The 26,519-nt window shown below is 64.9% G+C and carries 25 protein-coding genes; 10 read left to right on the top strand and 15 right to left on the bottom strand.

Annotated elements, in window-relative coordinates; translation table 11 throughout:
* The first annotated feature begins 81 nt into the window (after positions 1-81).
* Together AC2FLM_RS02375 and mfd are read left to right on the top strand one after the other, a co-directional pair.
* Entirely contained in the window at positions 82-606 is a 525-nt protein-coding gene (locus AC2FLM_RS02375) for a component of SufBCD complex (protein WP_496855268.1), read from the top strand.
* Positions 607-636: 30 nt separating this feature from the next.
* Positions 637-4,089: a transcription-repair coupling factor gene (gene mfd, locus AC2FLM_RS02370; protein ID WP_496855266.1), complete on the top strand. Its 3,453-nt coding sequence runs from the start codon at positions 637-639 to the stop codon at positions 4,087-4,089.
* A 64-nt stretch (positions 4,090-4,153) separates the two neighbouring features.
* On the opposite strand, the gene AC2FLM_RS02365 is transcribed toward mfd, so the two are convergent.
* From AC2FLM_RS02365 to AC2FLM_RS02345, 5 genes are all read right to left on the bottom strand, one after another.
* Positions 4,154-4,807, bottom strand: a complete 654-nt coding sequence (locus tag AC2FLM_RS02365; RefSeq protein ID WP_496855264.1) for an SH3 domain-containing protein — start codon at positions 4,805-4,807, stop codon at positions 4,154-4,156.
* A gap of 2 nt (positions 4,808-4,809) precedes the next feature.
* Positions 4,810-6,477, bottom strand: a complete 1,668-nt coding sequence (locus AC2FLM_RS02360; RefSeq protein ID WP_496855262.1) for a hypothetical protein — start codon at positions 6,475-6,477, stop codon at positions 4,810-4,812.
* Positions 6,478-6,640: 163 nt separating this feature from the next.
* The gene (locus tag AC2FLM_RS02355; protein WP_496855260.1) at positions 6,641-7,849 is read right to left on the bottom strand and encodes a multidrug effflux MFS transporter; all 1,209 of its coding nucleotides are present in this window, start codon (positions 7,847-7,849) and stop codon (positions 6,641-6,643) included.
* Positions 7,850-7,927: 78 nt separating this feature from the next.
* The gene (locus AC2FLM_RS02350; protein WP_011047796.1) at positions 7,928-8,584 is read right to left on the bottom strand and encodes a DsbA family oxidoreductase; all 657 of its coding nucleotides are present in this window, start codon (positions 8,582-8,584) and stop codon (positions 7,928-7,930) included.
* Positions 8,581-10,098 (bottom strand): class I adenylate-forming enzyme family protein, encoded by a 1,518-nt coding sequence (locus AC2FLM_RS02345; protein WP_496855258.1) that lies wholly within the window; start codon positions 10,096-10,098, stop codon positions 8,581-8,583. The genes AC2FLM_RS02350 and AC2FLM_RS02345 overlap by 4 nt, the downstream gene beginning before the upstream one ends.
* 64 nt (positions 10,099-10,162) lie before the next feature.
* Between AC2FLM_RS02345 and AC2FLM_RS02340 the strand changes: the two genes are divergently transcribed.
* Complete coding sequence (locus AC2FLM_RS02340) at positions 10,163-10,786, top strand: helix-turn-helix domain-containing protein (protein ID WP_234217984.1); 624 nt, start codon at positions 10,163-10,165, stop codon at positions 10,784-10,786.
* Between the two features lie 8 nt (positions 10,787-10,794).
* Here AC2FLM_RS02340 and AC2FLM_RS02335 read toward each other — a convergent pair whose 3' ends face one another.
* Both AC2FLM_RS02335 and AC2FLM_RS02330 read right to left on the bottom strand, forming a co-directional pair.
* On the bottom strand, positions 10,795-11,019 hold the full coding sequence (locus tag AC2FLM_RS02335) for a hypothetical protein (protein ID WP_234217985.1): 225 nt from the start codon (positions 11,017-11,019) through the stop codon (positions 10,795-10,797).
* 149 nt (positions 11,020-11,168) lie between these two features.
* A complete protein-coding gene (locus AC2FLM_RS02330; RefSeq protein WP_496855255.1) occupies positions 11,169-12,983 on the bottom strand; it encodes an extracellular solute-binding protein in 1,815 nt (604 codons plus the stop codon).
* Positions 12,984-13,391: 408 nt separating this feature from the next.
* On the opposite strand from AC2FLM_RS02330, the gene AC2FLM_RS02325 reads away from it, so the two are divergent.
* Both AC2FLM_RS02325 and AC2FLM_RS02320 read left to right on the top strand, forming a co-directional pair.
* Entirely contained in the window at positions 13,392-14,165 is a 774-nt protein-coding gene (locus AC2FLM_RS02325) for a 3-hydroxybutyrate dehydrogenase (RefSeq protein ID WP_496855253.1), read from the top strand.
* A gap of 92 nt (positions 14,166-14,257) precedes the next feature.
* Positions 14,258-15,289, top strand: a complete 1,032-nt coding sequence (locus tag AC2FLM_RS02320) for a patatin-like phospholipase family protein (RefSeq protein WP_496855251.1) — start codon at positions 14,258-14,260, stop codon at positions 15,287-15,289.
* Here AC2FLM_RS02320 and AC2FLM_RS02315 read toward each other — a convergent pair.
* The 6 genes from AC2FLM_RS02315 to AC2FLM_RS02290 form a co-directional block, all read right to left on the bottom strand.
* Complete coding sequence (locus AC2FLM_RS02315; protein WP_496855249.1) at positions 15,286-15,792, bottom strand: GNAT family N-acetyltransferase; 507 nt, start codon at positions 15,790-15,792, stop codon at positions 15,286-15,288. The genes AC2FLM_RS02320 and AC2FLM_RS02315 overlap by 4 nt on opposite strands.
* A complete protein-coding gene (locus tag AC2FLM_RS02310) occupies positions 15,789-16,463 on the bottom strand; it encodes a DUF502 domain-containing protein (RefSeq protein WP_234136852.1) in 675 nt (224 codons plus the stop codon). Before AC2FLM_RS02310 ends, AC2FLM_RS02315 begins: the two co-directional genes overlap by 4 nt.
* Before the next feature lie 77 nt (positions 16,464-16,540).
* Positions 16,541-17,455: a pseudouridine-5'-phosphate glycosidase gene (locus AC2FLM_RS02305; protein ID WP_234183522.1), complete on the bottom strand. Its 915-nt coding sequence runs from the start codon at positions 17,453-17,455 to the stop codon at positions 16,541-16,543.
* Positions 17,452-18,345 carry a PfkB family carbohydrate kinase gene (locus tag AC2FLM_RS02300; RefSeq protein WP_496855246.1) on the bottom strand — a complete coding sequence of 298 codons (894 nt, stop codon included), beginning with the start codon at positions 18,343-18,345 and terminating at the stop codon, positions 17,452-17,454. Before AC2FLM_RS02300 ends, AC2FLM_RS02305 begins: the two co-directional genes overlap by 4 nt.
* Positions 18,346-18,399: 54 nt before the next feature.
* Positions 18,400-19,203: a glutathione S-transferase family protein gene (locus tag AC2FLM_RS02295; protein WP_496855244.1), complete on the bottom strand. Its 804-nt coding sequence runs from the start codon at positions 19,201-19,203 to the stop codon at positions 18,400-18,402.
* Positions 19,204-19,302: 99 nt separating this feature from the next.
* The gene (locus AC2FLM_RS02290) at positions 19,303-20,070 is read right to left on the bottom strand and encodes a DUF4198 domain-containing protein (protein ID WP_496855332.1); all 768 of its coding nucleotides are present in this window, start codon (positions 20,068-20,070) and stop codon (positions 19,303-19,305) included.
* Positions 20,071-20,101: 31 nt separating this feature from the next.
* On the opposite strand from AC2FLM_RS02290, the gene AC2FLM_RS02285 reads away from it, so the two are divergent.
* A complete protein-coding gene (locus AC2FLM_RS02285) occupies positions 20,102-21,241 on the top strand; it encodes a HupE/UreJ family protein (protein ID WP_496855242.1) in 1,140 nt (379 codons plus the stop codon).
* 9 nt (positions 21,242-21,250) lie between these two features.
* Here AC2FLM_RS02285 and AC2FLM_RS02280 read toward each other — a convergent pair whose 3' ends face one another.
* Positions 21,251-21,871, bottom strand: a complete 621-nt coding sequence (locus AC2FLM_RS02280) for a thiamine phosphate synthase (protein WP_496855240.1) — start codon at positions 21,869-21,871, stop codon at positions 21,251-21,253.
* A gap of 235 nt (positions 21,872-22,106) precedes the next feature.
* Here AC2FLM_RS02280 and AC2FLM_RS02275 point away from each other — a divergent pair, with 235 nt between their 5' ends.
* The 4 genes from AC2FLM_RS02275 to AC2FLM_RS02260 all read left to right on the top strand — a co-directional run bounded on the left by AC2FLM_RS02275 (position 22,107) and on the right by AC2FLM_RS02260 (position 26,086).
* Positions 22,107-22,853, top strand: a complete 747-nt coding sequence (locus AC2FLM_RS02275) for an RNA methyltransferase (protein ID WP_496855238.1) — start codon at positions 22,107-22,109, stop codon at positions 22,851-22,853.
* 67 nt (positions 22,854-22,920) lie between these two features.
* On the top strand, positions 22,921-24,063 hold the full coding sequence (ctaA, locus tag AC2FLM_RS02270) for a heme A synthase (protein ID WP_496855237.1): 1,143 nt from the start codon (positions 22,921-22,923) through the stop codon (positions 24,061-24,063).
* Positions 24,064-24,069: 6 nt separating this feature from the next.
* A complete protein-coding gene (locus AC2FLM_RS02265) occupies positions 24,070-25,539 on the top strand; it encodes a carboxypeptidase M32 (RefSeq protein WP_496855236.1) in 1,470 nt (489 codons plus the stop codon).
* A gap of 82 nt (positions 25,540-25,621) precedes the next feature.
* Complete coding sequence (locus tag AC2FLM_RS02260; protein ID WP_496855235.1) at positions 25,622-26,086, top strand: MAPEG family protein; 465 nt, start codon at positions 25,622-25,624, stop codon at positions 26,084-26,086.
* On the opposite strand, the gene AC2FLM_RS02255 is transcribed toward AC2FLM_RS02260, so the two are convergent.
* The gene (locus tag AC2FLM_RS02255; RefSeq protein WP_234170121.1) at positions 26,083-26,433 is read right to left on the bottom strand and encodes a DUF6614 family protein; all 351 of its coding nucleotides are present in this window, start codon (positions 26,431-26,433) and stop codon (positions 26,083-26,085) included. The two genes, AC2FLM_RS02260 and AC2FLM_RS02255, sit on opposite strands and share 4 nt — an antisense overlap.
* Positions 26,434-26,519 lie beyond the last annotated feature (86 nt).

Genomic DNA, 26,519 nt, shown 5'->3' with positions numbered 1-26,519 from the left:
TTGATCCGGTCACAAGGGTACCAATGGCCGCGCAGGCGGGATAGAAGGCCGCGATGACGGCCAGAGGGAAGGGCAGAGCGTTTGGATTGGTATTCCTCGATCTTCGAACTTATCGACATGCGCAGCTTTTCGAACCTGTGGTTCTGGATCGCGCTGGCGGTGGTCTGGTCCTCGGCCAGTCACTGGGTTCTGGGCGTGCCCTATGACATGGTGACCCGCGCCCGCCGGGTCGGCGGGCAGGCGGCGCAGGATCTGGACGATATCGCACGGGTCAACGTGAACCGCATGCTCTATATCGTCGACACCGCCGGATTGTGGATCTTTGCCTTTTGCTGTTTCACCCTGTCGGCGCTGGCGATGCTTGGGTTCTTTTACGGGATGGAATTCGCGCAGGCGGTGTTCCTGCTGGCCTTTCCGATGTCGCTGGTGGCGCTGTTGAACCTGTCGACGGCGCGACGGGTACGCGGGCAGGCGCTGACGGGTGAGGATCTGGCGCGCGCCATCGGTCGCTGCCGGATCTATACCCAGGTCATCGGCATGGTATCGATCTTCTTCACCTCGCTCTGGGGGATGTATCAGAACCTGTCGATCGGGGTTCTGGGCTAGACAGACGGAAACGGACAGGGACAGGTCACGATGAAGGCACCGAACCATGTGCTGGTGGGCGGCGCGCCCGAGGGCTTTGACGCCCGGCTTATCCTGAACGAGGTCGCCCGCGCGGGCGGCCCGGTGTTGCATGTGGCCCGCGACGACAAGCGGCTGGAGGCGATGCGGGCGGCGCTGACCTTCTTCGCGCCCGATCTGCCGGTTTTCGTGTTTCCCAGCTGGGATTGCCTGCCTTACGACCGGGTCTCGCCCAATGCCGATGTCTCGGCGGCGCGGATGGCGACACTGGCGGCGCTGGTGCACCAGATGCCCGACCGTTTCGTGCTGCTGACCACGCTCAACGCCGCGACCCAGCGGGTGCCCGCGCGCGACCTGCTGCGCGAGGCGGCATTCAGCGCCCAGATCGGGCGGCGCGTGGATGAACAGGCGCTGAGACAGTTCCTTGTCCGCATGGGGTTCAGCCAGAGCCCCACGGTTATGGAACCCGGCGATTACGCGATCCGGGGCGGTATCATCGACATCTATCCGCCCGGTGACAGCGGGCCGGTGCGCCTCGACTTCTTTGGCGACGTGCTGGATGGCGCCCGCCGCTTCGACCCCGCCACCCAGCGCACCACCGAGAAGCTGGACCTGATCGAACTGGCCCCGGTCAGCGAGGTCATTCTGGACGAGGCGGCCATCACCCGGTTCCGCCAGAACTATCGCATCGAGTTCGGCGCTGCCGGCAGCGACGATCCGCTCTACGAGGCGGTGAGCGCCGGGCGCAAGCATCAGGGCGTCGAACACTGGCTGCCCTTCTTTCACGAGCAGCTTGAAACCCTGTTCGACTATCTGCCCGGTGCCACGGTGACGCTGGACGATCAGGTGACGCCTTCCCGTCTGGCGCGTTGGGACAGTATCCAGGACCAGTACGAAACCCGCCGCCTGGCCGTGTCGGGCCGGTCCCGGATGGACAGTGTCTATAAACCCTTGCCGCCGGGGCTGCTGTATCTTGACGATGGCGATTGGTCGGCGCTGCTGGCGGATCGGCGGGTGATGCAGTTCAACCCGTTGCCGCAGGCCAGCGGCCCCGGCGTGATCGACGCGGGCGGCCGGATCGGTCGCAATTTCTCACCCGAGCGTGCACTGGAAAACGTCAGCCTGTTCGGGGCCTTGGCCGGTCACCTTAAGGACCGACTGGCGGATGGTCCGGTGTTGATCGCCTCCTACTCCGAAGGGGCGCGTGAACGTCTGACCGGCCTGATCGAGGATGAGGGCCTGGCCGAGGCGATCCCGGTGGCAAACGGCACCCGCATCGGCAAGCGCGGCCTGCACCTTGCCGTCTGGGCGCTGGAACACGGGTTCGAAGCGCCCGGCCTGACCGTGATCTCGGAACAGGACGTGCTGGGCGACCGGTTGATCCGCCAGCCCAAGAGGCGCCGCAAGGCCGAGAATTTCCTGACCGAAACCCAATCGCTGACCCCCGGCGATCTGGTCGTGCATGTGGATCACGGCATCGGGCGCTATCGCGGGCTTGAGGTGATCACCGCCGCCGGTGCCGCGCATGAGTGCATCGCGCTCGATTATGCCGAGGAGGCGCGGCTGTACCTGCCGGTCGAGAATATCGAGCTCTTGTCGAAATACGGCCATGAAGAGGGGTTGCTCGACCGGCTGGGTGGCGGCGCCTGGCAGGCCAAGAAAGCCAAGCTGAAGGAACGCATTCGCGAGATGGCCGACCGGCTGATCCGGGTGGCCGCCGAACGCGCCTTGCGCAAGGCGCCGGTGATGGACCCGCCGCCGCATGCCTGGGAGGATTTCAGCGCCCGCTTTCCCTATCAGGAAACCGACGACCAGTTGCGCGCCATTGGTGACGTGATGGACGATCTGCATTCGGGCATGCCGATGGATCGGCTGATCTGCGGCGATGTCGGCTTTGGCAAGACCGAGGTGGCGATGCGCGCGGCCTTTGTCGCGGCCATGTCCGGGCTGCAAGTGGCGGTGATTGCACCCACCACGCTGCTCGCGCGCCAGCACGCGGCCAGCTTTCGCGACCGGTTCCGGGGCTTTCCGCTGGAGGTGCGGCAACTCAGTCGCTTTGTCTCGGCCAAGGAGGCGCAGCAGACCCGCGAGGGGCTGGCGCGCGGCACGGTGGATATCGTGATCGGCACCCATGCGCTGTTGGCCAAGGGCATCCGGTTCCAGAATCTCGGCCTGCTCATCATCGACGAGGAACAGCATTTCGGCGTCGGTCACAAGGAGCGGCTGAAACAGCTGCGCTCGGACGTGCATGTGCTGACGCTGACGGCAACGCCCATCCCGCGCACCCTGCAATTGAGCCTGACCGGCGTGCGGGATCTGTCGATCATCGGCACGCCGCCGATCGACCGGCTGGCGATCCGCACCTATGTCAGCGAATTCGACGCGGTCACCATCCGCGAGGCGCTGTTGCGCGAGCATTACAGGGGCGGGCAGAGCTTTTACGTGGTGCCGCGCATCACCGATCTGCCCGAGATCGAGACCTTCCTGAAGGAACAGCTGCCGGAACTGAGCTATGTGGTGGCGCATGGCCAGATGGCGGCGGGTGAGCTCGACGACCGGATGAACGCGTTCTACGACGGCAAATACGATGTGCTGCTGGCGACGACCATCGTCGAAAGCGGGCTGGACATCCCCACCGCCAACACGATGGTGGTGCATCGGGCCGATATGTTCGGACTGGCGCAGCTTTACCAGATCCGGGGCCGAGTGGGCCGGTCCAAGGCGCGCGCCTATGCCTATCTGACCACCAAACCGAGGGTGCGTCTGACCCCTGCCGCAGAAAAGCGGCTGCGGGTGCTGGCCTCGCTCGATACGCTGGGGGCAGGCTTTTCACTGGCCTCGCAGGACCTCGATATTCGCGGCGCGGGCAACCTGTTGGGCGAAGAACAGTCGGGCCAGATGCCCGATGTGGGCTATGAGCTTTACCAGTCGATGCTGGAAGAGGCGATTGCCAAGATCCGCAGCGGCCAGATGGAGGGGCTGAGCGAGGCCGACGACCAATGGGCGCCGCAGATCAACCTGGGCGTACCGGTGCTGATCCCCGAAGACTATGTGCCCGATCTGGACGTGCGGCTGGGCCTCTACCGGCGGCTCTCGTCACTCACGACCAAGGTCGAGCTTGAGGGCTTTGCCGCCGAGTTGATCGACCGCTTCGGCAAACTGCCCAAAGAGGTGAACACGCTGCTTCTGGTGGTGCGGATCAAGGCCATGTGCAAACGCGCAGGCATCGCAAAACTGGATGGCGGGCCAAAAGGCGCGACCATCCAGTTCCACAACGACAAATTCGCCTCGCCAGCGGGGCTGGTCGAGTTCATTCAGGCGCAAAAGGGTCTGGCCAAGATCAAGGACAACAAGATCGTGGTGCGTCGGGACTGGCGATCGGATGCAGACAAGATCAAGGGCGCCTTTGCCGTGGCCCGGGATCTGGCCGAAAAGGTCGCGGCGGAGAAGAAGAGCAAGGCGTAGCGCGCAGATTTTCAGTTGAAAATCTGCTTACAAAATCTTCGTCGAAGATTTTGTCCCCGCGCGCTCAACGCCCGGTGGTGAATGTGCAAAGTTGCCAGATGCCCTCTGGTGACCGGACCAGAGCCGCGCGGGGTCCCGACATCGGTGTCAGGTAATCGCGATGCAGATAGCCGCGTGTGCTGTCTGACAGGATCACCGCGCGATACTCGGCCTCGGGGTCGAACCCGGCGGCAAGAACCACCTCGAAACTGACCCGCGTCAGGATATCCCCGCTCCGGTCCGGGGCCTGGCGCAGGTTCACATTCTCGCCATTGACGAAAAACGCCTGTGTCGGATCGATCCTGGCGGGCAACTGGATGCGCCAGTGATAGGGCATCCAGAACTCGCCCTCGGCATCGAAATATCCCGGCGCGGCCAATGTTTCGGCCAGCGCTTGCCAGCGGTTGTCGACCGCGCTTTGGGGATTGGTGCCCGACGGGGTCAGCATCTGGCGCAATTCGTCTGGGCCGCCCGGGCCGTCGTCGCTGAGGCTGAGATCGGGGCAGGCGGCGGCGGCCAGCCCGTCCAGATCGCGTTCGGCGACTGCCGCGCGAAGCCTGTCGCGCAGGGCAAGAACATCGGTATTTGCCAAGGCCTCGTCACGGGGGACAAAGCTCTGCCGCTGGGCCAGTGCGGGTTGGGCGAGAAACAGGACCAGCGGCAGGATCAGTGCTCTCATCGTCACTCGGCCGCCCGCATCGCCGCCTGGGCGCAGAAGCACGACGCGCCGACCGCCCGGTCGGCCCGTGCCAGCGCCAGATCCAGACGCTGGCGGATCTGCACGATCTCGACCGTTTCGCCACGGGCTTTCAGACAGTCGTGCAAGCCCTTGAGGCTCCACACATTGTCAGGATGTACGGCGGCGCGGCTCAACTGGCCGCCCAGGCCCAGATCAGCGCGATAGACTGCCTCGGCCTCGTCGGTATGGCCCTGTTCGAACAGCAGCGCGCCCAGGGCGTGGCGCGTGGGCTGCATCCAGCCCCAGGGCTCGTCATATGGCAGATTGTCGTCCAATTCGACCGAGCGACGCAGATGGGCATAGGCCCGATCATAGCTACCCTTCCGGTATTCGATCTCGCCACGCAGCATTTCCTTTGCGATCTCAAGAAGATCAACGACGCGGTTATTGTGCAGCAACCGGCTTTCGGGCACCCGTGCGGCGGCGCTCAGGAATACCTGTTCCTCGGCTTCTGCCTCGGGCACGCGCCCGGTGGCGGCAAAGGCTACGGCACGTGCGTAATGCACGGTCGCGGTCAGGCAGCGGTACAGGTCGGGATCGGCGGGCGGCTCCAGCGCGATGGCCTCGTCCCAGCGGCCGAAGCGGATCAGGATATGTGGCCCCATCGTCATGTAGCTTTCGAAATAATCCGCCATGGGCGGGCTTTCGACGCGCAGCATCTCTTCGGGCGTGGTGTCCCACAGACCCTGGTTCGCCTCCAGCGCAGGTTGCATCTGGCCCAGGAACAGCGCCCCGTAGATTACGAAATGGTAATCGTGGATACGGTATCCGGTGTAGATGTTGAACGCGCCTTCGCGTTCGAAGTACTTCAGATCTGCCTCGGCGGCCTTCTGGTTCCAATGGACGACATCATGATAATGTCCGCACAGGACGTCGATATGGGTCGGCATATGGACCAGGTGACCGGCATCCGGGACCAGGGTGCGCAGGGCATCCCCGGCCTTGAGCGCCTTTTCGGGAAAGGGCGACATTTCCATCAGGTGCACATAAAGGTGCAAAAGCCCCGGATGCGACATGGCGGCCGGGTCGTCGCGCAACGCCGTCTCCAGCACCTCCTGGGCCTCAAGCGTGGCGGCGCCCTCGGCGGGCCGGCCCGACTTCAGGTCCCACATCTTCCACGGGGTCAGGTTAAGCAGGCTTTCCGCATAGACCGTACGCAGGTCGAGATGTGTCGGCTCGGTGGCAAAGGCCGCACGCATCGCATCGGCGAAATCGTAGTCCCAGCGATGCATGTCATCGTCCAGGTCCCGCTGCGGATAGCGCGCGGGCAGGGCACGGATCAGCGCCTGTTCTACGGGCGTGCAGCCCTCGAGCCGCGCCATTGCGGCCTGCGTCGCGTCATGGGCGGTTTGCAGAGCATTGACGCGTCCGTCGACGTCGAACAGGTCCCAGGGCATGTTGTAATTGGGGCCGGTGGAATAGGCGATGCCCCAATGGGCCATGGCACAGTCGGGGTCATGTTCCAGTGCGCGGCGAAAACAGACGGCGGCTTCTTCGTGATTGTAGCCGTATGTCCAGATGAGACCGCGGTCGAACCACAATTGCGCTTCGGGGGATGTCGTGGTGATCGGGCAGGTATGGTTGCCCAGGTCATAGCCATAATCAGTCATTGCCAACTCCCTTTGAATATCGTCGGAGCATACCGCATTTTGTATCGTGTATTAACCACAATTGCCCTGTCGCTCCGATGACGGGGCGCTGAAGGGCCTGCCATTCAGGACGCTTCGGTCCTCTGGCGGCAACACGATCTTGCGCGATACGTGCAAGGCCGGATCAGGCGATCACGCGCTCTTCGATCCGGCCCATATGCAGCATCAGGGCAAAGCCCAGCCCGCACATCAGCAGGCTCCCGGTGGTGAGTGGCGCCATCGAGCCATCAAACAGCAGGCCGACAGGGGCGGCGATGGCGGCGGCCAGCACCGTGGCAACCGCTCCGATGACAGAGGCGGCCATGCCTGCAATATGACCCATAGGCTCCATCGCGATGGCGTTCAGATTGCCCAGCGTGGTGCCGGCCATGAAGAATACCGCCGTCTGCCAGGCCACGAACAGGCCGAACCGCGCGTCGGGAGACATCTCGACCCAGCCGCTGGCGATCATGCAAGCGGTGAATACGATCTGCGCGCCCAGTGACCAGGTCACCATCCGGCGCATGCCCAACCGCACCACCAGCGCCGCGTTGAGAAGGCTGGCCGAGCCCGACATCAGCGCCACCAGCGCGAACCAGAACGGAAAGCTGTCGGCGCGGTCGTGGATCACGTCATAAACCGGCTGCACCATGGTCAGCATGGTAAAGAGCGTGCCCATGCACAGTGTCTGCACCATGATCGACAGGCGTACGGTGGGATGGGCGAACATCTGGCGTACCGCATCGGCCAATAGCGGGCCGCGAAACGGGCGGCGGTTCTCGACCGGAAGTGACTCCGGCAGGCGCAGTCCCATCCACAGCACAACAATGGTAGAGAACAGGATGAACGAGAGGAATATGCCGCGCCAGCCGACCAGCGCGATCACCCCGGCCCCCAACAGCGGTGCCACCGCCGGCACCAGGGTAAAGATCAGCATCGCAATCGACACGATCCGTGCCATCTGGCGCCCGGAATAAAGGTCGCGCACCACGGCCATTGCCACCACGCGCGGCCCGGCAGCACCCAGTCCCTGGGCGACACGGGCAGCCAGCACCAACTCCAAAGACGAACTGAACAAGGCTACCGCGCTGGCCAGGATGTAAAGCGCCGCACCGCCATAGATCACCGGCTTGCGGCCAAAGGCATCCGACAGCGGACCGGTAAAGAACGTGCCTATGCCCATGCCCAACACAAAAGAGGTCAAGATCAGCTGCGCCCGGTTCACCGCATCCGGGCTCAGCTCCTGCCCGATCTCGGGCAGGGCGGGCAACATCGAGTCGATGGAAAAGGCGATGGTTGCGAACATCATAGCGATCAGCGCGATGAATTCGGCCTTGGACATCCGGTCTGCCATCTGGGGGTCTCCTCTGCTTTGGCGCTAACATGGGCGGGCAGAGGGGACCAGTTCAGAACCGCACAGATATCTGTGCGTTCATGCGGAGGTGGTCTCGATCTGAGACATGATTTCGCGGATCACCTGTTCCCACAGCTCCGGCGGCTGCGCGCCCGGAACCGCGTGCTGGTTGGCGACGATGAAGGTCGGGACCGAGCTGACCCCCATCTCGCGCGAATGGCTGTCGCGCTTGGCGATATCGTCGCGGTCGGCATCCGATTTCAGCAGCTTCAGGACCACGGCGGCATCCATGCCGATACTGTCGGCGATATCGGCCAGCACCTCGGCGTCACCGATATCGCGGCCCTCGGTGAAATAGGCGGCAAAGAGGGCATCGACGGCCTCTGTCTGCTTGCCCTCGACCCCGGCCCAGTGGATCAGCCGATGGGCGTCCAGCGTGTTCGGGGTGCGCTGCATCGCCTCGAAGTCAATCGCCAGCCCGGCCTTTTCGGCATGTTCCACCACCGGCGCATAGGCGCGCACCGCGCCCTCCTTGCCGCCGAACTTGCGCTCCAGATACTCGCGCCGGTCCATGCCCTCGGGGGCCATGTCGGGGTTGAGCTGGAAGGGGTGCCATTCGATGACAAAGGGATGATCCGGGATCGCCGCCAGCGCCTTGTCCAGCTGGGTCTTGCCGATATAGCACCAGGGGCAGATCGGATCGGACAGGATGTCGAGCTTGACGGTCTGGGTCATGGTTGCGGGGCCTTGAAATAGGCCGGGAGCGCCCGGCGCAGGAGTTTGCCATTGCCGCCCGTGGGCAGCGCCGGAAGATGCACAAAGGCGCGCGGCTGTTTGTAGCGGGCCAGATTGGCCTCGACATAGGTGCTCAGCGCGCCCGCGTCCAGTTCGGCGGGGCCGGTATAGAAGGCGGCGATGATATAGGTGTCGGGTTTCACCTCGACGGCGGCGGCGCCGACCTGCTCGATGCCGGGAAAGCGGATCAGCGCGGCCTCGACCTCGACCGGCGAGACGCGATAGCCGCCCGCATTCATCATGTCGTCGTCGCGGCCCAGATAGGTGATCTGCCCGTCGATGGCCATGGCGCCCTGATCGCCGGTCAGGAACCAGTCGCCCTGCATCCGGGCGGCGGCTTCGTCGGGCGCGTTCAGATAACCCAGCATCAGGCCCGGGTCGCCCCGATGCACCGCGATGGTGCCGGGCTGGCCCTGCGGCACTGGCCCGTCGGGGCCAAGGATGGCGACGCGGCGGCCCATCTGCGGCTGGCCCAGCGCGTCACCACGCGCCGGATGGGCAGGGCTGGAAGAGATGAAGGTGGAGCATTCGGACATGCCGAAGGCCTCGTACAGCTCGGTCCCGGTGGCGCGGGTCCAGCTTTCGTGCAAGGCGCGCGGCAGTTTTTCGCCCGCGCACAGGCCATGGCGCAAAGCGGGCAGGTCGAGCACGCGCGCCCCTTGCAGCATCTTGCGAAACACACCGGGCGCGGCGGCAAAGAGGGTGGCGCCATGCGCGGCCAGCAGGCCGGGCGCGGCGGCAATATCGGTGCCGGGTTCGGGGATCAGCGCGGTCGCGCCGATGGCCCAGGGGTCCATCAATCCGGTGCCCAGCGTATAGGTCCAGTTGAAGGCGCCCGCATGGCACAGCCGGTCCTCGGGCGTCAGCCCATACCAGCCCTCGACCATCATCTGCCGCGCCCAGATGGCGCGATGGGCATGGGCCACCGCGCGCGGCTTGCCTGAGGTGCCCGAGGTATAGACCGCATAGGCCAGCCGCTCGGGGTCGCCCAGCGCATAGTCGGCGGGCGGCAGGGCGTGCATGGCATTCAACGCCTCGATGCCGATCTGTTTGGGATGCGGGGCACAGGCCACATCGGGCGCGCGCAGGATGGCGGCGGGCGCGAGGTCGGCGATCATGCGCGCGGTCTCGGGCTCGGTCAGTTGTGACGAGGTCGGCACCGGCACGATCCCCGCCGCGATGGCGCCCAGATAGGCGATGGGAAACTCGACCGTGTTTCCCAGCCGCATCAGCACGATGTCGCCGGGCGCCAGACCCGCCTGCAACAGCCCCGTCGCGGTGCCCAGGATGGCTTGCTCCAGTCGGGCATAGCTCCACTCTTCGGCGCCATCGGGACGCAGCACCGACAGCGCCACCTTGTCGGGCTGGCGGCGGGCGTGGCGCATTACATGGGCGGCCAGGTTGAACGGGGCGGGGCAGGGCGGCGGCGGCCCTTGGTCAAAGATCGACAGCATGGCCCTTGGCTAGCCCGACACCGCGCCCGTTGCAAGCGGGCGCGGCTGCGCCTATAGACCGGTCATGACCAAGCGCGACCCGTCATCCCTGATCCGTATCGCCCGCGAAAACGGCGCCGAGGCCGAGGCCGAGCCGCTGGATCTGGGCGCGCGCGTGCGCGAGTTGCGCAAGGCGCGCGACTGGACGCTGGAACAGGCGGCCAGTCAGGCCGGTCTTGCACGCTCGACGCTGAGCAAGATCGAAAACGGCCAGATGTCGCCCACCTATGAGGCGCTGAAGAAGCTGGCGGTGGGGCTGCAAATCTCGGTGCCCCAGCTGTTCACCCCGCCGCAAAAGGGGCAGGTGAACGGGCGCATGACGGTGACAAAATCCGGCTCCGGCTCGGGCCACGCCACCGCCACCTATGAACACGAGCTGCTTGCCGACAGCCTGACCAAGAAACAGATGCTGCCCTATCGCGCCCGCGTCCGCGCCCGCACGATGGAGGAGTTCGACGGCTGGGTCCGTCATGACGGCGAAGAATTCCTGTATGTGCTGACCGGGGTGATCCGGCTTTACACCGAATTCTATGAGCCGATCGAGATGCGCCGGGGCGACAGCGCCTACTACGATGCCTCGATGGGCCATAACGTGGTGTCGGTCAGCGACGAGGACGCCACCATCCTGTGGGTGACCTCGCTGGTCTGAGGTGGAGACTAGTCTTCGAGTTCGCGGCTGAGCGTTTCGACATAGAGAAAATCCTCCAGCTCCTCGCGCGCTTCTGACAGGGTCAGGTTGTGGCGGGCGGCCAGATAGGCTTCGAATCGGCCGCGGTCGAGCTTCAGGAACGGCATGTCACCATCATCCAGATTGGGAAACCGCCGCTTTGCACGTGCAAAGGAGCTTGCCCAATCCTGTGTCAGGTCGGTCCAGGTCAACATCGCTGAGCATTCCTTCGTGGGTGGTTGACGGAAACGCTCCTCCCCTGCCTCAGCCTAGAAATGTAACAGCTTTGCAAGCACCGGGCAAAACGCCGCACGATATTTGGGCGAGTATTTGCTGGCGCCACACCTATAGCGTGTTGCGAAGGTCAGTCCTGGTACCACCAGACATCCGGCATGTATTGCGGCCCGTCACCATAGATCGGTGGATTGGGCGGAAAGCGCAGCTGCCTGATATGGGCGATGCGTCCCACATCGAAGCGCCATATCGGGATCACATAGCGCCCGGCGGTCAATACCCGATCCAGCGCGCGGGTTGCCTCGGTCATTTCCTCCTGTGTGGTGGCCGCCAGCATGGCGTCGATCATGGCGTCGATGGCGGGCGAAGCCGCGCCCATCAGGTTGCGGCTGCCCGGCTGGCCCGCGCTTTGCGAGCCCCAATAGAGCCGTTGTTCGTTACCGGGCGATAGCGACAGGTCGCGGCGGAACGGGGTCAGGTCGAAATCCAGATCGGCCACGCGGGCGGTATATTGGGCGTTGTCCACCTTTTCGATCCGCGCCGCGATGCCCAGCCGTTCCAGCGCGCGGGTATAGATCTCGAGCACCGTCTGCATGTCGCTGTCGCCCTGGCGCAGCAGAAACCGCAGCACCAGCGGGGTGCCTTCGGAATCCAGCAACTGGCCCTGCTCGACGCGGAACCCGGCCTGGTCCAGCAATTGCGCGGCGCGGCGCAGATTGGCGCGGTTGCGCGCGGTGCCATCGCCCCGGGGCAGGGCATAGCCTTCGAGCGTGCCGGGCGGCAGGTCGGCGGCAAAGGGGGCCAGCAACTCGGCCTCTCGCCCGCTGGCGGGGCCGGGCCGATAGGCCAGATCGGTGCCCGAGAAATACGAGGTGATGCGCGGCATCACCCCGCCGGTCACCGTGTCGTTGATGAATTCGAAATTGAAGGCCAACAGCAGCGCCTCGCGCAGGCGCCAGTCATCGAAGGGTGCGCGCAGGGTGTTGATCACGAAACCGGTCATCCCCGAAGGCTTGCCATGGGCGATCTCGGTCTTGATCACATCGCCCCGCTGGGCGGCCGGGAAATCATAGGCGCTGTCCCATTTCTGGGCATTGAACTCGCGAATGGCGCTCAACTCGCCGGCCTTGAACGCCTCCATCAGCACCGCACCATCGCCGAAAAAGTCGATCCGCATCTCGTTGAAGTTCATGGTGCCGCGGCGAAAGCCCAGATGGGCGCCCCAATAGTCGGGATTGCGGGCAAAGCTCACGTAGCGCCCCGGCTCATAGGCCGAGACCACATAGGGACCGGTGCCGATGGGGATGTCGTGAATGCTGCCCTCGGCCAGGCTGCGCCCCTCCCACTGGGCCTTTTGCAGGATCGGGCGCAGGCCCGCCAGCATGGCCAGTTCGCGGTCGTCATCGGCGAAAGTGATGCGCACGCTGCGTGGCCCCGTCGCCTCGATACTGGCGATGCGCGACCAGAAACCGCGATAGCGCAGATGCCCCTCGGTGCCCAAAGTCCGGTAGGACCAGATTACATCTTCGACCGTGACCGGGCTGCCATCCGAGAATCGGGCCTCCTCGCGCAGGGTGAATTCGACCCAGGAGCGGTCCGGCGGCGTCTCGACCGATTCGGCCAAAAGGCCGTAAAGCGTGAACGGCTCATCCCAGGATCGGCCCATCAGGCTCTCGTAGGACCAGAACGGCATCTGCCAGGGATAGGTGCCTTTTTGGGCAAAGGGATTGAGGCTGTCGAAGCCGCCGGTATTGCCGAACACGATCCGACCGCCCTTGGGCGCGTCAGGGTTGGCATAGGGCAGGGACACAAAATCCGGTGGCAGGGCGGGCTCGCCATACATAGCTATGGCGTGGCGTGATTCTGCAGAGGCGAAACTGACCCCCAATAGAAGGGCGATTCCCGCCGTCAGAGGGCGGAAGGGTCGGAAATAATCTGGTCGCACTTGCGCAACAATCCTGCTCGGGCCTTATTTTCTTGGCCCTCACCCTAACGATGGTTTCACGTCTTTTCAAACTTTTAGCTTGGATGCGGGCGTGGAATTGCTTATAAAGGGGTCACTGCTCGATAGGTTTCTTGCCTGTATGAAACCTGCCTCAATAACTTAACGCCCGCCTTGTGCGGGCGTTTTTTTCTGCGCGCTCCCTTTTACGGATACGCGGGAAGCCGCCGCCAGGCCCCCCTTTCAATTCGTGACCCACAGGCTTGGGGAGACGACAAAATTCTGCGAATTTTGTTCCGAGGGGCTGCGCCCCCCGTTCCGGGACCGCCGGTTCCGAGATTCCCCGTTTTCTTTGCAGGTGCAGCATGGCAGGGTGACCCGCGACAGAGCCTGCTGAAGAGAGGGAAAGACATGTCGCTGAACGGCAAGACCGCAATCGTCACCGGATCGAATTCGGGCATTGGCCTGGGCATCGCGCGCGAACTGGCGCGGGCGGGTGCCGATGTGGTGCTGAACTCTTTCACCGACCGAGACGAGGATCATGCCCTGGCCGCGGGCATCGCCGCCGAGTTCGGCGTAACCGCCCGCTATATCCAGGCCGATATGTCCAAGGGGGAGGCGTGCCGGGCGCTGATCACGCAGGCCGGACGTTGCGATATCCTGGTCAACAATGCGGGTATCCAGCACGTGGCGCCGATCGACGAGTTCCCGCAGGAGAAGTGGGATGCCATCATCGCGATCAACATGAACTCGGCCTTTCACACCATGGCTGCCGCGCTGCCGATGATGCGCGCCGCGGGCTGGGGGCGGATCGTCAACATCGCCTCGGCCCATGGCCTGACCGCCTCGCCCTTCAAGGCGGCCTATGTGGCGGCCAAGCATGGGGTGGTCGGCATGACCAAGACCGTGGCGCTGGAAACCGCGCAAGACCCGATTACCTGCAACGCCATCTGCCCCGGCTATGTGCTGACCCCGCTGGTCGAGGCGCAGATCCCCGACACGATGGAGAAATACGGGATGAGCCGCGAGGACGTGATCAAGAAGGTCATGCTGGAGCGGCAACCGTCCAAGGAATTTGCAACTGTCGAACAATTGGGCGGCACCGCCGTGTTCCTGTGTTCCGATGCGGCGGCCCAGATCACCGGCACCACGATCAGTGTCGATGGCGGCTGGACCGCACTTTGAGCCGAGGGCGGAGGGGGGCTCTGCCCCCTGGCACAAAATTCGCAGAATTTTGTCGCCTCCCCCCGGAGTATTTGTAGCGAAATGAAGAGGGGATGGCGGTGCGTCGGATCAATCTGGCCTTGCAGGGCGGCGGTGCACATGGCGCTTTTACCTGGGGCGTGCTCGACCGCTTGCTGGACGAGGCGGATGTCGAGGTGGCGGCGATCACCGGCACGTCGGCCGGGGCGCTGAACGGGGCTGCCTTCAAGGCCGGCATGGTGGCCGGAGGGCGCGCGGGCGCTCGCGACGCGCTGGACCGGGTCTGGCGGCGCATGGGCGCGGTCACCGACGACCGGATCAGCGGCTGGCTGGGGGGCGGGGACCCGGCGCAGCTGGCGCGCGTGCTGGAGTATTCCGCCCCCTTTGCCCTGGCCGAAACATGGTCGCGCCTCGTCTCGCCCTATGCCTATGGGCCATTTTACGGCAATCCCCTGCGCCTCGTGGTCGAGGCGCTGGATTTCGCCAATGTCTGCGCCCATGAGGGGCCAAAGCTCTATATCTGTGCCACAAGGGTGCGCACCGGCAAGATTCGGGTCTTTGCCGAGGAGGAGATCAGCACCGATGCCATCCTCGCCTCGGCCTGTCTGCCGACCCTGTTCCAGGCGATCGAGATCGACGACCCCGAGACCGGGCGGCGCGAAGCCTATTGGGATGGTGGCTATACCGGCAATCCGGCGCTGTTCCCGCTGTTCAACCGCGACCTGCCCGACGATGTGGTGATCGTCAACATCAACCCGCTGGAGCGTGACGCGCTGCCGGTCACGCCGCAGCAGATCCAGAACCGGATCAACGAGATCAGCTTCAACTCGTCCCTGTTGCGCGAGTTGCGGGCGATCCGCTTCGTGCAGCGGCTGTTGGAGGATGGCACGCTGGAGCGGGGGCGGATGAGCCGGGTCCTGGTTCATATGATCGCCGATGACGCGCTGATGAACAGCCTGTCGGTGGCAACCAAGGTGGTTCCGCTGCCCCAGATCCTGGATCGGCTGAAACAGGCGGGCCGGACGGCGGCGGACGGTTTCCTGAAGGCCCACAAGGACGATCTGGGTCAGCGCTCCACTGTCGATATGGAGGCGATGTTCGGCTAGGCCCCGGCCTCGATCTGGAACACATGGTTCAGATAGGCGTTCTCGTTCAGCCGGAAATGTGTGTCGCCCACATGGGCAAATCCACGCGCGCGGTAGAACCGCAACGCACGGTCATTCTCGGAGCTGGCCATCAGCCAGGCAAGCGTGCCGGGAGCCAACCCCGCCAGCCCGGCCCGCAACAGCGCGCGGCCCAGCCCGGCGGCCTGATGGCGCGGCTGAACGTAGAGCTTGTCGATCTCGACGCGGGCCTGGCCCGCCGGGGCCGGGCTGTCATGCCTGAGATGCAGATAGCCGCCGATCCCCTCGGCGCAATCGGCCACCAGCACCGTGCTGGCAGGGGCGGTGATCAGCGCCTCCATGGCGGCAGGGGTAAAGCTGGTCAGGACATAGTCGGCATAATCCGCCCGCACACCGTGTTTGACATAGGTGGCCAGCCAAACCTCGATCGAGAGCGCGGCCAGCGGGGCGGCGTCTTCGGACCGGGCGACGCGAATGACGCTCACTCGTCGCTCTTCTGCTTGTCGTTGGGATAGACAAGGCCCGCCGAGATCACCAGCTTGGCCGCGTCCTCGACCGACATGTCGAGGATGATCACGTCCTCTTCGGGGAAATAGAGCAGAAAGCCCGAGGTCGGGTTGGGCGTGGTGGGGACAAACACGCTCATCAACCGGCCGCCGGTCTCGGCCTTGTCGGCGATCTCGCCCTTGGCGGTGGTCGAGACAAAGCCGATGGCCCAGATGCCCCGGCGCGGATACTGGATCAGGCAGGCCTGTTCGAAGCTGCGTTCGGTCTGGGCAAACACCGTTTCCGAGATCTGCTTGATCCCGGAATAGACCGAGCGCACCACCGGCATCCGGTCGACCAGCCCTTCGGCATACTGGATCAGCGAGCGGCCGATGATGCCCTTGGCGATCCAGCCCACAAGGATGGTGAAGACCAGCAGGAAGATGACCCCGACACCGCGCAGGTTGATGCCGATATACTGTTCGGGGCGGAATTGATGCGGCACCAGCGGCAGCACGAAACTGTCGACCCAGCCGACCACGGACCAGAACAGCCAGATGGTCAGGCTGACCGGCGCGATCACCACGATGCCGGTCAGGAACGAGGCGCGCAGCCCGGCGAACCGGCGGGGTTTCACGTGATGGGGTTCTTCGTCAAAGGGTGTGTTCATCGGGTCCGTCCGCGCGTTTGTGGGGGAACGTAGTCATTCCGCCGCGCGCCCGCAATGGGGGGCTTGGGAAACGCCCGTCAGCCCCCCAGCGCGATCAGATCCCGGGCGATTTTCGCGGCCAGGCGCGCATTATTGCGCACCAGCGCGATATTGGCCGTCAGCGAGCGGCCCCCGGTCGCCTCGAATATCGCCTGTAGCAGGAAGGGCGTCACCGCCTTGCCCGCGATCCCCTGCGCATCGGCCTGGGCCTGCGCCTGTGCGATGACCGGGGCCAGATCCTCGGCTGCGATCTGGTCGGCAGCCGGGATCGGGTTGGCGACCAGCTGGCCGCCCGGCAGGCCCAGCGCGCGGCGGGCGGCATGGGCGCGGGCGATGCTGGCGCTGTCATCCATCCGGAGCGGCGCCGGCAGGTCCGAGGTGGCCGACCAGAAGGCGGGAAAGCTGTCCTGCCCATAGGCGATGACCGGCACGCCCAGAGTTTCCAGCACCTCAAGGGTCTTGGGCAGGTCGAGAATGGCCTTGGCCCCGGCAGCGACCACGGTGACCGGGGTCTGGGCCAATTCGTGCAGGTCTGCCGAGATGTCAAAGCTTTGTTCGGCCCCCTTGTGCACCCCGCCGATGCCGCCGGTGGCAAATACCTCGATCCCGGCGAACCGGGCGGCGATCATGGTGGCGGCCACGGTTGTGGCGCCGGTGCCGCCGGTGGCGATACAGGCGGCCATGTCGGCGCGCGAGAGTTTCGCCACCCCCTGCGCCTGTCCCAGCGCATCAAGCTGATCGGGTTCCAGCCCCACATGCAGCCGCCCGTTGATCACCGCGATGGTGGCGGGCACGGCGCCGGCGTCGCGGATGTCCTGTTCCACCGCGCGGGCGGTCTCGACATTCTGCGGATAGGGCATGCCATGGGTGATGATGGTGCTTTCCAGCGCCACGATGGGGGTGCCCGCGACTCGGGCGGCGTGAACCTCGGCTGACAGGTGCAGGTCGATCACAGGGGGGTCTCTCCGGATACATAGGTTGCGGCGGCATGCAGCGCGCGCGACAGGGCTTGGTCGCGGTCGGCGCCCTGCGCCTCGGCGGCGATATGGGCCGCCATAAATGTGTCGCCCGCGCCGGTCACACGGGTGACCAGAACGGCGGGCGGGGTCTGGGTGATCAGGCGGTTGGCGTCGCCCTCGCTGGCCGAGCGTCCGCCATCGGTGACCAGCACCCGCTGGGCGCCGCGCTCCAGCAAAGCCTGGGCGGCGCTGGCGGAATCGCCAAACTCTGTCTGGCAGAGCAGGCCCGCTTCCTCGAGATTGACATAGAGCGTGGCGCGGCCCTGACGCACGAAGGGCAGCAACCGCTCCGCCTTGCCGGGAGAGGCCGGGGCCACCCGCAGGTCGGCGCGGGCAAAGGCGGGGCTATGCGCGATTTCTTCGAGCAGCGACAGGGTCAGGTTGCCGTCCAGAGCCACCGGCCCGGCATGGGGCGTGGCGGCACTGCCCAGCGTGCCGTCCAGCATCGGGCGCAGGATCTTGGGTCCTGCCGCCTCGAGCGAATGGGCATCGGCAATGGCGGCGATCAGCCCGTTGGCGCCCTCGACCGCCATATAGCGGTCGGTGGGCAGGTCGTCCGAGCGATAGACGTGATCGGTGCACATGCCCATCTGGGCGCAGGCGCGGATCAACTCGTCGCCTTCGGCATCGCGGCCGATGGCGGTGAGCAGGGTGGGGCGCATGCCGAAGCGCACCAGAGTCATGGCGATGTTCATCGCGACGCCGCCGGGCAGGCGGGTGATCCGGCCCGGCACGTCCGAACCCTGCCGCATATGGCTGGCCGAGCGTCCGATCACGTCCCACAGGACCGAGCCGATACAGAGAATATCCGAGGTTTGGGTCATCCTGCCCTCATGCCGCAGGGCGCGAGCGTGTGCAAGCGGGCATGCGTATCCCGCTCAGGCGGATAAAAGGCCAAGTGCCGCGTCCGAGGCAGTGCCGTCGTATTTGTCGCGCGGTGGCCATGGCCGCGAGCGCCAGTCGGGTTCAAAGGCGAAACTCGACACCTTGCGCCCATCGACCAGCGCGCCGTTTCCGGCGCCAAGCGCGTAATCGTAGTAAAGCTTCACGATCTCTTCCTCGCTGACCTGACCGGTGGCGGGGTGTGCCATGCAGGCCGTGCGCCAGGCACGAACCCGGTCATAGGCCGGATCGTCGGGCAGCGCGAAACCCTCGTAATAGTCCAGGAACCAGAACCGTTTGAAGATCGGCGTGTAAACGGCCTCGGCCAGTCCGAACGCGTCGAACAACCATGTGCCTTTGGGATTGTGCTCGACAAGGAAATCGTCGAGGCCGCGATAAAGGCCCAGCAGCCTGTCCAGATGCGCCGCGCGCTGTGATCGGTCCTGGTTCATCACGTAAAGATAGCCCGCGGTGACAAACGCGCCTTCCCTGGCGACCAGCATGGATTCGATCGCATGTTCCGCCGGATCGCTGCGCCGCAACGCGCCGCCGGGCAGAACCTCGTCGAGATAGCGCAGAATGACGAGGCTTTCCTTGATGATCCTGCCGTCCGGCGTTTCCAGCACCGGCAGGGCCGTGGTTCCGCGGGTCTTGGCCAACAACTCCGGATCACGTGGCCGGGTGATGTCGACAACGCGGAACTCGACCGCATCGGTCAGACCGCGCAGCGCCAGAAGTATCTCGATCCGTTGTGAAAAGGGGCAGACTGGAATGTGGTAGATGATGAATTTGCCGGACAAGGTGTTTGCTCCTGGTTCGTGTTGTTAATAACGGATCAGTCCAATCTCCTGATGCCAAGCATGCACAGCGACCAGAGTGGTGCAAGCTTGGAGACAGTTTCAGCGCAGGGGCACCGCAAAGCTGAGCCCGGCCCAGAGCGATTGCCAGACCGCGCGTTCCCCCTCGGGCGCAGGGCGCAGGACCACCGCATCGAGCAGATAATCATATCCCGGCAAGACGGGCAGGGTGGCGTGCCCCGTCGCATCTGTGCGGGCGAGATGCACGGTGACAGCGCCATCGGGCGCACGCGCGAATACCTCGACCTGCGCCTGCGCGCGCGGCTGACCCTGATACAGCAGCAGCACCCGCATGCCGCCGGACAGATCATCGGTATAAGGGTTTGTGAGCGCGACGAATTCGGTCTCCATCCCGGTTTCGCTGTCCTCGCCCTCTGCCGCGCCGACCCCGATCAGTGCCTTGACATGGCGGGTATAGGTCTCGAAGAAATCCTGCCGGGGAAGCCCGCGCGCGGCGTGCCAGGCCTCGATATCGGGAATATCCTTGTGGGCGGCGAAATCCGCGAATTTCTGCCATTCCTTGTATTTCACGCTGCTGGGGCTGGTTTCATGCACCAGCACCCACAGGCCCGGCGTGTCGGCCACCAGCCGGATCGCCGGAACATCGCCCATTCGCCCAGCATAGGGTCTGATTTCGCCTGCGACACGGATCTCGGACCGCGGTGCGCGGTCGGGAAAGAAAACTTGCGCGGCACCCACGAACCGCTCTCCCACGCGCAGATCGGCCACCAGTTCGGCACCGGTTTCCACTTGAAATTCATGGGGTTCGATCCAAAACTCATGAGCAAGCCCGGGCGAGGCAGGAAACATGAGGCAGAGGAGCGGGACAAGGATGCGGAACATGGGTGGAGCCTTTTTGGCGGTGCTGTTCAAGCTGGCGTTTGTGGCGCTGCTGTCAAGCCCGCTGACAGGGGTGGCCAGCGCCCATGAGGTCACGCCCACGGTTGCCGATCTGCGGGTCGAAAACGAGACAGTCATCCTTGATCTGCGTCTGAACGTCGAAGCCTTTGTGGCCGGGATCGACCTGGATGGGCTGGACGATACCGATGAGTCCGACGGGTCGGACAGTTATGACCAGCTACGTGCCATGGGCGCGGCCGAGTTGGAGCCGAAGGTGCGGGATTTCGCCGTCGCCTGGAAGGACCAGCTGAGTCTCAACGCCGGTGACGTGCCGCTGGAACTGTCCTATGAAGGTGCGCGCATTCCGGTCGTCGGCAATCCCGACCTGCCACGTGTCTCGCACCTGCTGCTCACCGCTTACCTGCCCGCTGGCGCGGCCAGCCTGACACTGACCTGGCCCAGCGGAGCGGGCGCGCTGGTGTTGCGCCAACAAGGGGTCGACGATCCCTATACCGGCTACCTTCAGGGCGGTGAAAGCAGCCCGCCCATCCCGCTGGCAGGCGGCGCGGCGCTGGGACCGCTCGAGACCTTTCAGGCCTACATTCCGGTGGGCTTCACCCATATCCTGCCCAAGGGGCTGGATCATATCCTGTTCGTGCTGGGCCTGTTTTTCCTGTCGCCGCGACTACGGCCACTGCTGTGGCAGATCAGCGCCTTTACGCTGGCACATACGCTGACGCTGGCGCTGGGGGCGACGGGGACGATCCGGGTGGATCCGGCGATTGTCGAGCCGTTGATCGCCGCCTCGATCACATTTGTCGCGCTGGAAAACATCCTGGTGCGCCGCCTGCATGCCTGGCGCCCGGTGATGGTCTTTGGCTTCGGTCTGCTGCACGGGCTGGGTTTTGCCGGTGTGCTGGAAGAATTCGGCCTGCCCGCCGGTCAGTTCCTGCCGGCGCTCCTAGGCTTCAACATCGGGGTCGAGCTTGGCCAGCTGGCGGTGATCGCCGCCGCGTTCCTGAGCGTCGGCCTGTGGTTCCGCAACCGGCGCTGGTACCGGGGCCGCATCGCGATCCCGGCCTCGATGCTGATCGCGATGATCGGCGCCTATTGGGTGGTGGAACGGACGCTGCTGGCCTGAGCCCGCACGTCAGCCCATCGCCGCCGTCAGGGCCTTGAGCGCGGCGAGCGGATCCTCAGCGCCCCAGAGCTCGTCGCCGATACCAAAGAAATCGGTCTGCGCGGCCAGACTGCGCACCATCTCGGGCGTCAGTCCGCCCTCGGCCACCACCGGAACCTCGATCACCGCCGACCACCATTCAAAGAGTTCGGGATCGACCACACTGCCGTCATCGAGCCCATGCGCGCCCACCGGGCCAAAGGCCACGTAATCGGCCCCGGCCTCGCCCGCGTTCATGCCGTCATGGCGCGAGGTGCCGCAGAAACTGCCGACGATGGCATCGGCGCCCAGTTCCTTGCGGGCAGCGCGGACCGAGCGGGCGGCATCGGACAGATGCACCCCATCCAGCCCCAGCCGCTGGGCCAGCAGCACGTGATCGGCAATCACCAGCGCGATATCGCGCGCATGGGCAACCTCGCGGCAGGCATCCGCCGCGCGCGACAGCAGATCCTCGTCCCGGCTGGCCAGGGCCAGTCGGATGCAGGCGATCTCGGCCCCGTCGAGCACCCGCGCCAATTGGTCGGGAAAGAGGTCGAGGTCGATGCTGGGCGGGGTGATCAGGTAAAGCTGCGGCTGTTCGGGGGTTTCCATGGCGGGACCTCTGGTCTGGAGTTGCTGCCGTTTAGCCGATCGGACGGCGAATGGGAATATGGCGAAGGGGCTTCTGGTCAAGGGCCGGTTTCCGGGGGCTCTGCCCCCGGGGCGAACAAAATTCGTCGAATTTTGTTCTGTCCCCCGGAGTATTTGGTGCGGAATGAAGGGCAGGGGCGGTCTTGTCCATCAGGCCTCCGGGCGCTAGAGCGGGCACAACATTCGGAGGTGAGACATGCCCAGCGACAAGGCGCAGCCCGCAATCGTGCTTGTGCGGCCGCAGATGGGAGAGAATATCGGCGCCGCCGCGCGGGCGATGTGGAATTTCGGCCTGGACCGGATGCGCATCGTGGCCCCGCGCGATGGCTGGCCCAACAGCCGGGCGGTCGCCATGTCCTCGGGCGCGGGGCGGCTTTTGGACGAGGCGCAGCTCCATGACGATCTGCCGGGTGCGTTGGCGGATTGCACCTATGTCTTTGCCACCACCGCGCGTCCGCGCGAGATGACCAAGCCGGTCTACAGCCCCGAACGCGCCATGCAGATGGCCGCCGAGAAACTGGCGGCGGGCGAGAAGGTGGCGGTACTGTTCGGGCCGGAGCGGGCCGGGCTGGAAAACGATGATATTTCGCGCGCCAATGCGATCATCACCGTGCCGGTGAACCCCGATTATGCCTCGTTGAACCTTGGTCAATGCGTATTGCTTGTGGCCTATGAGTGGATGCGCCAGACCGGGGATGTGGTGCATGAGGCCGACGCGCCCGGTCCCAAGGGCGACTGGGCCACGGGGCTCGAGATCGAGAAGCTGGCCGAGCATTACGAGCAGCGGCTGGACGAGGCGGGCTTCTTTTTTCCGCCGGAAAAGGCCGAGGGCATGCAGCAGAACCTGCGCAACCTGTGGAGCCGGATGCGGCTGACCCGCGCGGATGTGCAGATGCTGCACGGGATCATGCGGCAGATGGTCCGCTGGAAGGAACGCGGCTGAGCCGGGTGCTGGACCTTGGCGCGCCCGAGGCCTAGCTTGCAGTCAAAGCGACAGGAATGAGGATGGCATGAGCGGCAAGCGCAGCATCTTTGAAGAGGTCTCGGACGGAACGCGGGCGGCGGCGGCACAGCCCGGCATGATCGACCGGGGACGGGGCGGCGCGCGCGGCGCGATCCGGGCCTGGCTGGCGGTGCTCTTTGCGCTGGTGGTGGCGATGATCGTGGTGGGCGGGCTGACCCGGCTGACTGACAGTGGTCTCTCGATCACCGAATGGCGCCCGGTCACCGGAGCGATACCGCCGCTGAGCGAGGCCGACTGGCAGGCCGAATTCGACAAGTACAAGCAGATCGACCAGTGGCGCTTGCAGAACCAGTGGATGGAGCTGGCCGATTTCAAGTCGATCTATTGGTGGGAATGGGGCCACCGTCAGCTGGGCCGGGTGATCGGGCTGGTCTGGGCGCTGGGGTTCTTCGGTTTCCTGCTGGCGCGCAAGATCCCCGCTGGCTGGACCGGGCGGCTGGTCCTGCCCGGCCTGCTGGGCGGGGTGCAGGGCGCGGTTGGCTGGTGGATGGTTGCCTCGGGTGTCACCCAGGGCGAGGGCATGACCTCGGTCGCCTCCTACCGGCTGGCCACCCATCTGGGCCTGGCCTTTATCATTCTGGGGTTGCTGGCATGGTACATTCTGCAACTGGCGCGCAGCGAGCGCGACCTGATGCAGGCCCGCCGCGCCAAGGAGGCGCGGTTGTTCGGGCTGGCCACGGGCTGGCTGCATCTTGCATTCCTGCAAATCCTGATCGGCGCGCTGGTGGCGGGCCTCGATGCCGGGCGCAACTTTGTCGACTGGCCGCTGATGGCGGGGCAGGTGATCCCGCCCGACCCGCTGGAGCTGAGCCCGGTCTGGCGCAACTTCTTTGAAAACCCCGGTCTGGTGCAGTTCATCCACCGTATCGTCGGCTATCTGCTGCTGGCCTACGGGGTGATGGCCTGGCTGCGCGGGCGCCGCAGCGCGCATGCGCAGACCCGATTTGCTTTCAACGCAGGCTTTGCAGCTTTGAGCCTACAGGTGGTGCTAGGCATCGTTACCGTCCTATATGCCGCGCCCTGGCAGATCGCCATCCTGCACCAGTTGCTGGCGGTCGGGGTGTTCGTGCTGATCCTGCGGGCGCGATTCCTCTGCGCCTATCCGATTGCAACCTCCATCCGGGGATAAGACATCATGAGTGCATTCGAACAGTTGATGGCGCATGCCCGCGAGACGGCGGCGCTGGACCAGATCGCAGGGCGGCTGGGCTGGGATCAGGAAACCATGATGCCGCGCGGCGCGGCGCCGCAACGGGCCGAGGAAAGCGCCGCCATCGCCGGTGTGCTGCACGCCCGTCGCACCGACCCGCAGGTGGGCGACTGGCTGGCGGCAGCCGCGGCGCCGGACGAGGCCGGTGCCGCGCAGCTGCGCGAGATCCGGCGCAGCTTCGATCGGACCGCGCGTGTACCCGCCGATCTGGCCCGCGCGCTGGCCCGCACCACGGCACGGGCGCAAGGCATCTGGGCCGAGGCGCGGGCGACCGAGGACGTGGCGGCGTTTCTGCCCGTGCTGAAGGAGGTTGTTGCGCTGCGCCGCCAAGAGGGGCAGGCGCTGGCCCAGGGCGGCGATCTCTATGACGCGCTGCTGGAGGAATACGAGCCCGCCACCAGTGCGGCCCAGATCGCCGAGACCTTTGACACCATGCGCCCGCGCCTGGTGGCGCTGCGCTCGGCGGTGCTGGACCGTCCGATGCCACAACGGCTGGAGGGGCAGTTCGACGAAAGCGCCCAGATGAAGCTCAGCCGGCAATTGGCGCGCAGCTTTGGCTATGACATGGCGCATGGTCGGGTCGACAAGGCGGTGCATCCGTTCAGTTCCGGTTCCGGTCTCGATGTGCGGATCACCACGCGGACCAATCCGGCCGATCCGTTCAACTGTTTCTACTCGACCATTCACGAGGTGGGCCACGCGGCCTATGAACAGAATATCGACCGCGCCTATCTGCTGACCCCGCTGGGGCGCGGCGTGTCGATGGGCGTGCATGAAAGCCAGAGCCGGATTTACGAGAACCAGCTGGGCCGCAGCCGCGCCTATACCGGTTGGCTGTTTGGCCAGATGCGCGAGGCGTTTGGCGATTTCGGGATTGCAGATCAGGACGCGTTCTATGCCGCCGTCAACACGGTGCATCGCGGCTATATCCGCACCGAGGCGGACGAGGTGCAGTATAACCTGCATATCATGCTGCGCTTCGATCTGGAGCGGGCGCTGATGGCGGGCGACCTTGCGGTGGACGACCTGGAAGCCGCCTGGAACGACCGCTTTGCCGCCGATTTCGGCTATCAGGTGGACAAGCCCTCGAACGGGTGTTTGCAGGATGTGCACTGGTCGGTTGGCCTGTTCGGCTATTTTCCGACCTATGCGTTGGGCAATGTCTATGCCGGCTGTCTCTATCAGGCGCTGCGTCAGGCGGTTCCGGGGCTGGAGACGGACCTGGCACAGGGCGAGACGACGGCTGCGACCGGCTGGCTGGCAGATCGGGTGCAGCGTCATGGCGGGCTTTATGCACCGCGCGAGGTGATTGCGCGGGCCAGCGGCATCGAGCCGGGGCCCGAACCTCTGCTTGATTATCTCGACGCCAAGTTCGGAGCGCTGTACGATCTCTGACAGCCCTTGGTAATGCGCTGAGCGATGCCAGGGTGCTCTTGGCATCGCTCAGTTGCGGCATACCTTAGGAAAGGCGCAGATCATGGAACTTGTCAGCTTGGATAATCCGGTCTTTGCGACCTATGCCATTGCCTCGGCCCTGATGGTGCTCAAGATCATGGGGCAGGGGTGGATGACCGTCTATCGCATGATACGCAAGGATGGCGGTCTCGTCAGCCCGGAGGATTTGCGAAAGACGCCACTGAACCCGAACCCGCGTCCCGAGCAGCTTGAACTTGACGATTTTGTCGACCGGTCGCGCCGGATGCACCGCAACGATCTGGAGAATATTCCCGGTTTCTGGATGGCGGGCTTTCTGCTGGTCATGGTCGCGCCACCCTTGTGGCTGGCGCAGGTCCTTATGTACGGCTTCGTTGCGGCACGCGCGGCGCATTCGGTGGTCTATGCCACGAAACAGGCCCATGAAGTGCGGGCTATATTCTATTCGATCGGCTCGCTGATCGTGATCTTCATGGCGCTTTACGCTCTTTGGGCGTTGTTACTCTAAAGCAGCGCCATGCGCTCGGCCCGCTCGGGGTCCGGGAAGGGGCGGTAGAGGCCAAAGTCGGACCGGGCGATCAGGGCCGTTACCGCGCCATAGAGACGCTCGACCTCTTCATCATGCTCGCCAAGCACCCGAAAGGCACGATCGAGCTGGCTCATGTCGTCAAACTCGATCTCAAGCAGGAAATCGCGGCAGCTGTCGGCGGCCAGGTTCAGCTTGCGCCGCAACAGCCGCCAGTCGCGCACCACACCGCGTGCCTTGAGATACTGCATCCAGTGGTCAAGTGCCGCGGCAAAGGCCAGCGCCTTGGCCTCGTGTTTCAGGTCGATTGCGCAATGATAGAGGTTCATGGCCGGAACGTCCTAGGCTCCAGACTCGTTCTTTTTCATAGCCAGAACAAAACGGTTGCGGCGAGAGCGATGGCTGAGAAGAAGGT

The sequence above is a fragment of the Ruegeria sp. SAZD011 genome (assembly GCF_059612545.1).
The sequence above is the reverse complement of the archived record's forward strand: the minus strand, read 5'-3'. Positions and strand labels throughout refer to the sequence as shown.